11 protein-coding genes and 1 tRNA gene are annotated in these 11,680 nt (G+C 52.7%); 10 read left to right on the plus strand and 2 right to left on the minus strand.

Features of this window, described 5'->3' with window-relative positions; genetic code table 11:
* Positions 1-184 precede the first annotated feature (184 nt).
* The 10 genes from Q1B21_RS00355 to Q1B21_RS00400 all read left to right on the plus strand — a co-directional run bounded on the left by Q1B21_RS00355 (position 185) and on the right by Q1B21_RS00400 (position 9,929).
* Entirely contained in the window at positions 185-1,015 is an 831-nt protein-coding gene (locus Q1B21_RS00355) for a hypothetical protein (RefSeq protein WP_299884536.1), read from the plus strand.
* A gap of 130 nt (positions 1,016-1,145) precedes the next feature.
* Entirely contained in the window at positions 1,146-2,051 is a 906-nt protein-coding gene (locus Q1B21_RS00360; protein ID WP_366525388.1) for a DMT family transporter, read from the plus strand.
* Positions 2,052-2,177: 126 nt separating this feature from the next.
* Entirely contained in the window at positions 2,178-3,302 is a 1,125-nt protein-coding gene (locus Q1B21_RS00365) for an OmpP1/FadL family transporter (RefSeq protein ID WP_299884539.1), read from the plus strand.
* Positions 3,303-3,402: 100 nt separating this feature from the next.
* The gene (locus Q1B21_RS00370) at positions 3,403-4,299 is read left to right on the plus strand and encodes a DMT family transporter (RefSeq protein WP_299884542.1); all 897 of its coding nucleotides are present in this window, start codon (positions 3,403-3,405) and stop codon (positions 4,297-4,299) included.
* Positions 4,300-4,347: 48 nt separating this feature from the next.
* The gene (locus Q1B21_RS00375) at positions 4,348-5,220 is read left to right on the plus strand and encodes an ATPase (protein WP_299884545.1); all 873 of its coding nucleotides are present in this window, start codon (positions 4,348-4,350) and stop codon (positions 5,218-5,220) included.
* 38 nt (positions 5,221-5,258) lie between these two features.
* Positions 5,259-6,176, plus strand: coding sequence for a homoserine O-succinyltransferase (metA, locus tag Q1B21_RS00380; RefSeq protein ID WP_299078682.1), 918 nt, complete (start codon positions 5,259-5,261; stop codon positions 6,174-6,176).
* On the plus strand, positions 6,166-7,119 hold the full coding sequence (locus Q1B21_RS00385; RefSeq protein ID WP_299078679.1) for an alpha/beta hydrolase: 954 nt from the start codon (positions 6,166-6,168) through the stop codon (positions 7,117-7,119). Before metA ends, Q1B21_RS00385 begins: the two co-directional genes overlap by 11 nt.
* Before the next feature lie 49 nt (positions 7,120-7,168).
* Positions 7,169-8,038, plus strand: coding sequence for a polyphosphate kinase 2 (ppk2, locus tag Q1B21_RS00390; RefSeq protein WP_299884550.1), 870 nt, complete (start codon positions 7,169-7,171; stop codon positions 8,036-8,038).
* A 130-nt stretch (positions 8,039-8,168) separates the two neighbouring features.
* Positions 8,169-9,200 carry a sterol desaturase family protein gene (locus tag Q1B21_RS00395; protein ID WP_299884554.1) on the plus strand — a complete coding sequence of 344 codons (1,032 nt, stop codon included), beginning with the start codon at positions 8,169-8,171 and terminating at the stop codon, positions 9,198-9,200.
* A 114-nt stretch (positions 9,201-9,314) separates the two neighbouring features.
* On the plus strand, positions 9,315-9,929 hold the full coding sequence (locus Q1B21_RS00400) for a TetR/AcrR family transcriptional regulator (RefSeq protein ID WP_299884557.1): 615 nt from the start codon (positions 9,315-9,317) through the stop codon (positions 9,927-9,929).
* Positions 9,930-10,233: 304 nt separating this feature from the next.
* Here the strand turns inward: Q1B21_RS00400 and Q1B21_RS00405 are convergent, their stop codons facing one another.
* Together Q1B21_RS00405 and Q1B21_RS00410 are read right to left on the minus strand one after the other, a co-directional pair.
* On the minus strand, positions 10,234-11,115 hold the full coding sequence (locus Q1B21_RS00405; RefSeq protein ID WP_299884559.1) for a DUF1989 domain-containing protein: 882 nt from the start codon (positions 11,113-11,115) through the stop codon (positions 10,234-10,236).
* A 373-nt stretch (positions 11,116-11,488) separates the two neighbouring features.
* Positions 11,489-11,578 (minus strand) — tRNA-Ser (locus Q1B21_RS00410).
* Between the last annotated feature and the right edge of the window lie 102 nt (positions 11,579-11,680).

Raw genomic sequence — 11,680 nt, forward strand, 5'->3', positions numbered from 1 at the left:
GATGTTGGTCGCGCTCGAAGTCATCCTGTTTGCCGCATTTTCAGTTCGGGACCTGGCAAGTGACGGCGGGACTTCAAAAAAGACCGGCAATCCGAACCAAAACGAAGAAACGTTTCAATTTCAAAACGACACCGAAAGCTTTCAAGGTTACCCCTACAAAGCCTTCGTTGGCTGGGAATCCCCCATGATTTCGAGCAAAACCCTGAACATCGACGAAGACCTGAGGCGCGTTACCACGAACCCTGAACCAGAAAGTGCGACGAAAGTTCACTTTTTCGGCGGGTCCACTATGTGGGGCCACAGCGTTTCTGACAAAAATACAATCCCCTCACAGTTTGCGGAATTGTCCGGGAAAACGTCTATCAACTACGGTGAGCAGGCATACAATTCACGACAAAGCCTCAACCGGCTTCTCAACAATCTGTCAGACATTCAAAGCGGAGACACTGTGGTGTTCTTCGACGGCGTGAATGACGTTTACCACAACTGCCTTGGCTTAAACTCCGCTAACGGCCATCCCCGCGAAGGCTTCATAAAGGCGGCTTTGGAAAACAAGTCACAATCTACCTCGGCGCTTTGGAGCATAATTCAATCCTCATCCATCAATCGCTTTGCCAGAGGCATCGGGCAGAAGTTGGATTCCAACTCAAACGACAAAAACTTCTCAGAGCTCAACCGTTGTGACGAAGAGGAATACGCGGAAGACGTCGCCAGTTTCCTTGTAGACAGTTGGGCCGCGACCGAAGCTATCGTCCGATCCAAAGGCGCGCGGTTTGTATGTGTACTTCAACCGAACCCTTACACGTTGAGCTCGGAACCCTTCAGCCATAACGCCAATTACGAAACTCAAATCCATCAAGTATACCCGAAGATACGGGCAAAAGCGCAAAGCCTTGGATGTTTCACAGACTATTCGGCACTTTTTCAAGAAGACCACTACATCGATCATTGCTGCCATGTGAACGCCAAGGGGAACCTGGAAATAGCCCGGCAATTCGCAAAAGACTTGAACTAGCGTTCTGAGCGCGCTGGTCTTTCTTCGAAAGGTCATCAACCCTGGAAAATACTGATTTTGGGTGACTTTCCGGTAAATCCAAGTCAGACAAACCTCTGACAGGCAAGATAACGCATACGGAGGCGTCAGGGTGGAAAGTTCGTCACCTCAGGTCGGTAAAGCGGCTGCTTGGATGATCGGGGCCATCGCGTCTTTCTCGTCAATGGCGGTCGCCGGGCGCGAGCTAAGTCTCTATCACGATACATTCGAAATTATGATGTACCGCAGTTTTGTGGGCTTTGTCGTCGTCGCGCTGGTCCTGACTGCAACTGGCAAATGGTATCAGGTCAAAACCAAACGTCTGGGCCTGCACGCTGTAAGAAACACACTGCATTTCACCGGGCAAAACCTTTGGTTCTATGCGGTCGGCGTAGCTCCTCTGGCGCAGGTGTTCGCGCTTGAGTTCACACAACCCATTTGGGTCATCCTGCTATCACCGCTTTTGCTAAAAGAACGCCTGACACTACTGAAAATGACGGCCGCTTTGATTGGGTTCGCAGGAATATTGGTTGTGACCCGACCTGGGGCCGCACCGCTAAGCCCCGGCATCTTGATGGCCGCCGCGTCAGCCATATTCTTCGCGTTTACAACCATCACGACCAAAAAGCTCACGAGATTTGCCAGTATCGGATGTATCGTGTTCTGGTTAACGGCCATGCAGGCGGTGCTGGGCACCGCGGCAGCTGGGTTTGACGGGCAGATCACCATTCCCAATGCACAAACGGCTCCGTTTTTGCTGCTTGTAGGACTGGCGGGGTTGTTGGCGCATTTTTGCATCACAAACGCTCTGGCCATCGCGCCGGCGACTGTCGTGATCCCTTTTGACTTCGCACGCCTGCCCACCATCGCTGTGGTCGGCATGATACTATATCGCGAGCCGATCGATCACTGGACGCTTTTGGGTGCGGCAATAATTTTTGGCGGTATCTTTTTGAACGTGTGGTCAGAGAATCGTAACAGTTTGGCAACAGTTCGTAACGTAACAACTCCCAAGTAACGCATGGTCACCAGTTGACGTTAAAATGGGTCACGAGTGAGTATCGGGCACCACAAATAATGGGCCCGGCGATGCACACTCTGGCACTGCCAATAAGGCCCACGAGAGACAGTATGGGAGGAATAAATGAAAAAGGCGCTTCTACAAGCTTGCGCCCTATGCGTAGGGGCAACGACAGTGCAGGCGGGTGGCTTGGATCGCAGTGGTCAGGGCATCAATCTTATTTTTGAAGAGGGCGCGGCCGTTCAGTTTCGACTTGGCTACACCAATCCTACAGTGTCAGGCACGCTAGGCGGAGTAGATTCTGGAAATATCGCGAAGGACTTCTTCACACCCCACCTGGGCTACAAAACTTCGCTGACCGAACAGCTCGATTTCGCGCTCGTGTATGATCAGCCCTTTGGCGCTGATGTGGCCTACGGTTCGAATTATCCATTGTCGCAGAACCCTACGTCAGTGGCAGGTGGCCGTACCGACGTTTTGCGTGCCTCAGCCGATACAGATGCGGTTACCGCATTGTTTCGGTACAAGTTTGACGGCGGCTTTAGCGCAATAGGTGGCTTACGCGCGCAGCGCCTGACAGGCAACGTGGCTGTTCCCGCTGCAGCGGGTTATGAAGTCGACATCGATCCGGAAATCGATTTTGGATACGTGGTCGGTGTAGCATGGGAAAAACCAGAAATTGCCGCCCGGGTCGCCCTAACGTACAACTCCAAAATCACGCACAACCTGTCGCAAACAGAATCTAACAATGTGGTGCCTCCAATTCCTGCGGGTCTTTCTGTCAACAACACAGAAACGGAAGTGGTAACACCGCAGTCGGTGAACCTCGACTTCCAGACGGGTGTGGCACCGAAGACGCTTTTGTTTGGATCAATACGTTGGGTTGATTGGCCGCAATCTATCTACGCCCCGCCTGTGTATGTTGGCATAACCGGAAACAACCTACTTGACTACGACGATGCTACGTTCACTTACACACTTGGCTTGGGCTATCAGTTCTCAGAGGAGTTTTCCGGAGCAGTTACAGTTGGGTATGAGACTTCTACCGGCTCCACTGTTTCAGACTTGGGTCCGACAGATGGTTTCTGGAGCGTCGGTTTGGGCGGCACTTATTCGATCGAGCAAGCGAAGATTTCCGGTGGAATTCGCTATACCGATATTGGGGATGCTACGACAAACCAAGGAGCGCGGTTCACTGGAAACAGCGCCTGGAGTGTCGGTGTTCAGGTCACCTACGCCCTAAACTAATCAGCGTTAGGTCATGGATGAAAAGCCCCGCTGTTAAGCGGGGCTTTTTTTTCGCAAGTTTCGGGTCGCTTCAGTAGTACCCAAATGAAAGAGTGGTGCCATGGAAACTCAGAAACACCTCTCTCCTCGCGCTTGGTCTGAACTTTTGTTGCTGGGCTTGATTTGGGGCGCGTCCTTTTTATCGATCCGGATCGCTTTGGATACAATTCCGGTAATGACATCGGTTTTGCACCGCACTTTCTGGGCTATGTTGGTGCTGTGGCTTGTCGTTCTAATTCAACGTCAGAATATACCAGAAAGCCCCAAGGTCTGGCTGGCTTTTCTGGTCATGGGCCTTCTGAACAACGCTATTCCCTTTACATTGATGGCATGGGGCCAGCTGTATATCGGCACTGGTCTGACGGCGATCCTGAACGCGGCCACGGCGGTTTTTGGCGTCTTGATCGCAGCCATGTTCTTCAAAGATGAGCGTCTGACAAAAGCCCGCCTAACAGGCGCCGGGCTAGGATTTCTGGGCGTGTCGATCGCGATCGGAATACAGAACTTCTCAAATTTCAGCCTACAAAGCACAGCCCAACTCGCGATAGTTGCCGGAACCATCTCATATGCGTTGGCTGCTGCATGGGCCCGCAAGTCATTGTCTGGCCTTTCGCCTATCGTCGCAGCAGCTGGGATGCTGACCGGATCGACGCTGCTGATCCTACCGGTCGCATTGATGGTCGACGGCATGCCCACCTTGACCCTGCCTTTTGTGACATGGGTTGCCATCGGCTACTACGCCATCATAGCGACCGCTGGCGCGTACCTGTTATACTACCGCGTGCTTGCCATGGCTGGCAGCGGCAATCTGATGCTGGTCACCCTGGTTATCCCGCCCGTTGCCATTGTTCTGGGCGCTGCGGTGCGGGACGAGGCCCTTGAACCGAGGGCTTTCGTCGGGTTCGCAGTCCTTGCGTTGGGCCTGTTGATCTTAAATCGTTCTGGTTCTCGCAATTGACGCCGCCTCCTGCCCGATTTAGCAAAGGCTAAAAAGGGACAGTGGCAAATGATCTACGGCTCGGCAAAAGACTGGCGCAACGCGCCGCGAAAAAAAGTGTTATTTTTCGGCATGTCGGGTCTGGGCAAAACCTATGTGTCAAACATCCTGAGGGATTCCGGCGGTTGGTTTCACTACTCGATCGACTACCGTATTGGCACCCGCTACATGGGCGAGTACATCACCGACAACGCCAAGGCCGAGGCGATGAAGGTCCCGTTTCTGCGCGATCTGTTGCTTTCGGATTCGATCTATATCGGCTCGAACATATCATTTGAGAACCTGACCCCGGTGGCGGCCTATCTGGGCAAGCCAGGGAACCCAGATCTCGGCGGGCTTGAAATGTCAGAATACCGCCGCCGGCAAGAGCAGTTCCGCCTGGCTGAAATTCACGCCCTGCTGGACACTGAGTATTTCATCGACCGTGCGCAGCGGTTGTACCAATACCCCCATTTCATCTGTGATACTGGCGGATCCATCTGCGAATGGGCAGACCCGGGCGACCCAGGCGATCAGTTGTTGACTGAATTGTCCCGACACACCCTTATGATATGGCTGAAGGGTGACGAAGATCATACCGCCGAGTTGATAAAACGCTTCGACAAAGCCCCTAAGCCGATGTCTTATCAGGGCGAATTTCTTACCCGCGTCTGGCAAGAATACTTGGACCAACACGGCTGCGCCGAGTCTGATGTTGATCCCGATGACTTCATCCGCTGGACCTATGCTCAAGCTCTCGCTCATCGTCAACCCAGATACGAAGCCATGGCGAAGAACTGGGGTGTCGCAGTCACTGCAGGCGATATCAGCAAGGTACGCGATGCCCCTGATTTCGATGAGTTGATCGAACGCACCCTTGAGACCAGGCGCAATTGCGCCTAACTACCAGCTTTCTATGACCTCTTTAAAAGCCTGAGCATATGCCCATAAAGATCCCTTCAGACCTGCCCGCTTATGACGTCCTGACCAAAGAGGGCGTTATGGTCATGGACGAAGATCAGGCAATGCGTCAGGATATTCGCCCCTTGCGGATCGGGTTGCTTAACCTGATGCCCAAGAAGATCCAGACCGAAAACCAGTTTGCCCGATTGATCGGCGCGACCCCTTTGCAGATCGATCTGTCACTAATCCGTATGACCGAGCACAGGACCAAGAATACCGCAGCGGTTCATATGGCTGAGTTTTATCGCCCCTTTCAGGAGGTGAAGGATCAGAAATTTGATGGTCTCGTCATAACCGGCGCGCCTATCGAGCATTTGGATTTTGTCGATGTGACTTACTGGGATGAAATCAGCGAAGTCTTCGATTGGACCCAAACCAACGTTCATTCGACATTTGGCGTCTGCTGGGGTGGGATGGCGATGATCAACCACTTTCATGGTGTAAAAAAACACATGCTGGACGCCAAGGCCTTTGGGTGTTTCAGGCATCGAAACCTGAACCAAGCCTCTCCGTTTTTGCGCGGGTTTTCCGACGATTGCGTTATTCCAGTCAGTCGCTGGACTGAAATGAAGCAGGCCGAGATTGATGGTGCACCCGGTTTGACCACGTTGCTGGGCAGCGATGATGTTGGCCCTTGTCTGGTCGAGGACAGATCGCATCGGGCGCTCTATATCTTCAACCACTTCGAATACGATAGTGATACGTTGAAACAGGAATATGACCGTGATGTGACCAATGGCACGCCGATCAACGTGCCGATCAACTATTACCCAGACGACGATCCGGCCCAGACTCCGCAGAACCGGTGGCGCAGTCATGCGCATCTTTTATATGGGAACTGGATCAATGAAATTTACCAGAGCACCCCTTTCGATATGAATGACATTGGCCGTTAAACTCCTGATATCTTTTGGCCTTGCAGTGTTGGGCCTGGCGCTATTCACCATCTGGCGCGCGACGCAGCAAGAAGCGCTGGCCGAAGCCGCCTTTCCGCCAGAAGGTGAAATGCTGGATATCGACGGTGTCGCGATTCATGCTGTTGTGATGGGCAAAGGCCCGGATGTCGTGTTGATCCACGGGTCCAGCGGAAACACCCGTGACATGACCTTCGCCCTCGCCCCGATCCTGGCCGAGCACTACCGTGTTATCGTTTTTGACCGGCCCGGTCTTGGCTATTCCGCCAGTTTCAACCCGGATGGTGAAACCATCATCGAACAGGCGGATGTATTACAGCGCGCTGCTGCACTGCTTGGGGCCGACAAACCGATCGTGGCCGGGCAAAGCTATGGTGGGTCAGTTTCGTTGGCCTGGGCCATCACGCGCCCTGACAACATCTCGGCACTGGTCCTGATGGCTCCGGCTGCGATACCGTGGGAAACACCTCTGGATGGGTTCAACCAGCTCGCCTCAACTTCGGCAGGGAGTTCACTCGCCCTGCCCTTCATTACGTCATATGTTCCTGATTGGTACGTAACGCAGGCTCTGGACACTGTCTTTGCCCCACAAAAAGCTCCTGATGGCTATGCCGAACATTTCGGACCTCAATTGACTGTTCGCCGCGCCTCAATGCACGCGAATGCCAAACAGCGCGCAAACCTTCTGCATGAGATCACCCAGTTACAACCCAGATATGGCGAGATTTCTGTTCCGACCGAAATCGTGCACGGCACGGCAGATGATACTGTCGGGCTGGATTGGCACTCCGAACGTCTGATCGAACAAATCCCGGGGGCGGAACTGATCGCACTGCAGGGCATTGGACATATGCCGCAGGTTGTCGCCGCACCCGAAGTTGCTGAAGCAATCGACCGCGCCGCCCGACGCGCAGGTTTGCGTTAAGACGACGCCTAATCCATAGTAAGATATGGATTTTATTGCGAGGTAGCACATGGCCCGGTCGGAAAAAGGCTCTATCGAAAAGTATTACCGCAAAGGCGCGCCCAAAAGCGTGCGCGAAGAAATTAAAAAGGCCAGCAAGGGCGATATTCTGAACCCCACCTATCCCTACGCCGAAAAAATGAAATCCAGCGACTACCAAGAACAGATGGACACGCTGCAGATCGAGTTGGTCAAGATGCAGTCTTGGGTAAAGGAGACCGGTCAGAGGGTTGCCATTATCTTTGAAGGCCGTGACGCGGCGGGCAAAGGCGGAACCATTAAACGCTTTCGCGAAAACCTGAACCCACGCGGTGCCCGTAACGTCGCATTGTCCAAACCGTCGGACACAGAACGCAGCCAATGGTACTTTCAACGTTATATCCCGCATTTGCCTGCGGCGGGGGAAATCGTGTTTTTTGATCGCAGTTGGTACAACAGAGGCGTTGTTGAAAACGTCTTTGGTTTTTGCACACCCAAAGAAAGAGAGCGGTTTTTCCGACAGGTTCTGCCGTTGGAGACAGGTTTGGCTAACGACGGCATTCATCTGTTCAAGTTTTGGCTGAACGTCGGGCGGGCCGAACAGTTGAACCGTTTTCTGGCACGCGAGACAGATCCGTTGAAACAATGGAAGTTGAGCCCGATTGATGTCGCGGGTCTGGACAAATGGGACGCGTATACGCAGTCCATTTCTGAAACGCTGACACGATCTCATACCGACAGCTGTCCATGGACGATCATACGATCTGATGACAAGAAACGCGCCCGGCTTGCGGCGATCCGAACCGTACTTCATACGCTTGATTACGAAGAGAAAAAGACCAAAGATCTCGGCGCAATTGATCCGAAAATCTGCGGCGGGCCGGAAATCTGGGACGCATAGACTTGCAGTCCTTAGCTAAAGCAGTTTCTCGCATGAAATGACACATCGCTGCCGCATTTCTGCCGCCGAGAAGCCGTCGACATGCATCAAAGTTCCTACTTAAAAAGCGAGATACAGACAGGTGCTCTCGATGGTTGAGGAAGTATTCGCCGCGCTGCGGCATCCCTTTGAGTTGTTCTTTGATCCGACAAACCGCTTGTCCTTGCTTCATTTGGGGACAGCGCTGGCGGCGGCCATTTTCGTTTTCTATCGAACCAGAAAGGCGCGGCAGGGCAAAACCTTCAAAGATCTGCTCAATTGGTTGCTTCCTTGGGATGTGCTGACTCATAAGTCAGCAAAAGCTGATTACGTCATGTTTTTCTTGAATAAATCCATCATTGGCGCAATCTATGCGTCGATCTTGTTGCAGGTTCCGTTCTGGTACAATGTCGTCGAGAAAATCTTGGGACCTGCAACCGAAGGACCATATGATTCCTCGCTCGCTGTGTCAGTATTCTATACAGCGGTGGCTGTCCTCGTATTCGATGGGGCTCTTTGGTTCGGGCACTACATTTTTCACAAAATCCCTTTCTTGTGGGAGTTCCACAAAGTCCATCACTCTGCCGAGGTCATGACACCGCTGACCGCGTCTCGTATGCATCCGGTCGAGGAGATCATTTCTTCACTCCTAAGTGGATTTTTTGTTGGGGTCGCGATCGCCTTGCTTGACCAGTACTTCGGAAGCAATGCACGGGCGTTTACACTGTTCGGCTTGAACATCATCGTCTTCGTATTTTTCATAGCTGCCTTCAACTTGCGTCACAGCCATGTCTGGCTGCAATATCCTGACTGGGTGCAGCATGTCTTCGTGAGCCCTGCACAGCATCAAATTCATCATTCCAAGGCCCGTAAGCATTGGGATAAGAACATGGGCTTTATCTTTGCGATATGGGACTGGAGTGCCGGAACACTTTACTCACCGAAATCGAAGGAAAATATTGAATACGGTTTGGGAAATGGCGAAGACGGAACATGGAACGATCCCGTCGTTTTATATCTGCGCCCGTTCCGAAACGCTTTTGCTCTCTTAAAAAAGGATCCCAGAGTTGCTCTTACAGGATCCAACGCCGAAGCCCGGTCGGAACAAGAAGCCACACATGCGAGCTCCGCCGAGAGCAACTAGTCCTCATGTTGTGAAATAATGGGTCTGCGACCTCTCAAGCGTTGGACGAACCTATCCTGATACACTATCTCTTTGGTCTCAATTGTCTTTAGCACAAAGGTGCCTGAGCCCGGGATGACGAAACGCGGTTATCACCATGGAAACCTGAAACAAGCCCTGATCGAGGCTGCTTTGTCTCTGATTGAAGAAAAGGGTCCAACGGGTTTCACACTTTCTGAGGCGGCCAAAACTGCGGGCGTGACACCAGCGGCTGTATATCGTCACTTTCAAGGCCGCGAAGATCTGATTGCGGAAGCGGCGCGGCAAGGCTTTGAGATGTTCGCCGATCTGATGCAATATGCCTATGACAAGGGGCAGCCATCAGCCCTGGCGGCCTTCGAAGCCACCGGCCGCGCCTATCTGGCTTTTGCGCGAAAACATCCCGGCCATTATATCTCGATGTTCGAAAGTGGGATTTCCCTGAACCGAACCCCGGAATTGTCGCTGGCGGCGAACCGTGCAAAAAGCGTGCTTGAAAAAGCTGCTGACGATTTGTCCCAGCATATTCCACCGCAAAAGCGCCCTCCTGCTGCGATGTTCAGCGCACATATCTGGGCAATGAGCCATGGCGTTGTTGAACTCTATGCCCGCAACACGGGTGCGACGTCCCCTTTTCCACCTGAAGACCTACTTGAAAGCGGTATTGGTATTTACCTCAGGGGATTGGGTTTGGTTCCTCAGGACAAGTGATCCTAAATCCAGGCCGGACCGAACCCAACGTGGATGCATTTCGGAAGGCCGACGACCGATCCCACGATGGATCGTGTCCCTAGATGCGATGAACTGCCTCGATCCGGTCATCGCTTAATGAGATCGGCTAGTCGTTTAGAAGCCACCGTATTTTTCATAAAGCGTCTGCTCCGCGCGACCACCCTGGCTTTACCCCACAGAGAACATCACGGCTTTATGTCAAAACGCTTATTTTGTTAGCTTTATTGATGTTTTTGGGACTACCGACTAGGAGTTCAGGCAGACGCTCGCGTTACTACCTTAGCTAGACCTTTGAATCATCTGCCTTGCCATGGGTTCGGTCGTAGGAAGATACCTTGGGCTGTTGATGCGCCGCGCGAACATCTTCTCCGGGATCATACACCTCAATCAGCAACGGATAGCAGGATGCAGCGTCGGACGAATGCTCGGATGAACAATCGCCGCCAGGACATGCTGAGATGCCAACCACAAGGTCAATTTCCGCGTGAAATTCTAGATAATCACCGGGGCGCACTGGGCTTGCTTTCATGAAGTACTGACCAGTATCGCGGGTAAAACCGGTGCACATGAAAACATTCAAAACGTCATGCACGTACACCTCCGCTTCGTGCAAGGGTAAATCACAATGACTTGCTAATGCGCGCGTCAGGTTGGAATGGCAGCAATGGTGATAGTCGTTGCCCGACAGCAACCGCCCGGTGTAGGGATCGCAACGCGTACCAATGACGTCATGCACTGATCCCCCAAACTCGTCAAAGCCATACCAGTCAAGGGTGTCTTCGACGATGGTCGCCATTGGGCGCATAGTTGGAAAACTTGACCACATTCGGTCGCCGGTCGACAGATGCGTGCCATGCAGTGCCCGTGTTTTTCCCGAGTAGAACCGCTCGGTCAGGTCATGTTTGTTCCAAAGGTTCAAATCACCAACCTGCGCGCCGTCGACCGAAACGATGCGAAAGAACGCTCCGGCAGGTACGTCTATGCAAGCCGCATCTCGTGGCAGCGCCGTAGTTTCTGCAGATTTCTTAGCCTTTTGCCTCAGGTCACTCAGCCCCTTCAAATCAGGTTGGTCGAGGCTGTCCGGCGGGTAACAGATCACCGGCTGAATACCCTTGCGGACATTCGCGTCCTGAGGCGGCGTGAAGCTTGGGTTTTCTGATTTCACGAGAGACTTCCAACTGTTTTGTGACAAGCGCTTAACGTCACCAGAGATAGGACAACTTCATACGAGATGCCATCCGGGTTGACAGATTCAAAATCGGCTCATCGCAATGCCTTGCCGCCGAACCATTTGGCCAGCCATCTCAGCAGCGCCATGCGTTGCGATCTGTGCCAATTGTGAGGACCAGCAATGAGCAGTCCTATTTGTGCACAAGAGCATTGAAAACCGTCATAGTGATTTATCCGACGTATTCACCCACCAGCAGCGTCGGTTTGCAATTCAAACAATCGCAGCTGCACCCATGCCTGTTTCATCCATCGCGGATACAAAAGCGCTATTTCGAGTTTGGAAAGACCACCAATGACCGTCAAGTAGATGGCGGAGAGACAGGGATTCGAACCCTGGAGACGGTCTCCCGCCTACACACTTTCCAGGCGTGCGCCTTCGACCACTCGGCCACCTCTCCGTAAAGGCGATATGTGAACCAACACAATCGGATTTGCAAGGCCCCAAATCGGGGAATTTGGTGCCGCCTGAGTAAATAAATCACGCAAATGAGTCAGCGGGT

Origin of the sequence: uncultured Ruegeria sp., from assembly GCF_947504215.1 — a bacterium.
Taxonomy (GTDB): domain Bacteria; phylum Pseudomonadota; class Alphaproteobacteria; order Rhodobacterales; family Rhodobacteraceae; genus Ruegeria.

What these genes read in the sequence shown, in the direction of transcription:
- Q1B21_RS00400 (WP_299884557.1), top strand. Translation starts at nt 9,315, where the DNA reads ATGACGAAACGCGGTTATCACCATGGAAACCTGAAACAAGCCCTGATC.
- Q1B21_RS00395 (WP_299884554.1), top strand. Translation starts at nt 8,169, where the DNA reads ATGGTTGAGGAAGTATTCGCCGCGCTGCGGCATCCCTTTGAGTTGTTC.
- Q1B21_RS00365 (WP_299884539.1), top strand. Translation starts at nt 2,178, where the DNA reads ATGAAAAAGGCGCTTCTACAAGCTTGCGCCCTATGCGTAGGGGCAACG.
- ppk2 (WP_299884550.1), top strand. Translation starts at nt 7,169, where the DNA reads ATGGCCCGGTCGGAAAAAGGCTCTATCGAAAAGTATTACCGCAAAGGC.
- metA (WP_299078682.1), top strand. Translation starts at nt 5,259, where the DNA reads ATGCCCATAAAGATCCCTTCAGACCTGCCCGCTTATGACGTCCTGACC.
- Q1B21_RS00370 (WP_299884542.1), top strand. Translation starts at nt 3,403, where the DNA reads ATGGAAACTCAGAAACACCTCTCTCCTCGCGCTTGGTCTGAACTTTTG.
- Q1B21_RS00375 (WP_299884545.1), top strand. Translation starts at nt 4,348, where the DNA reads ATGATCTACGGCTCGGCAAAAGACTGGCGCAACGCGCCGCGAAAAAAA.
- Q1B21_RS00355 (WP_299884536.1), top strand. Translation starts at nt 185, where the DNA reads ATGATTTCGAGCAAAACCCTGAACATCGACGAAGACCTGAGGCGCGTT.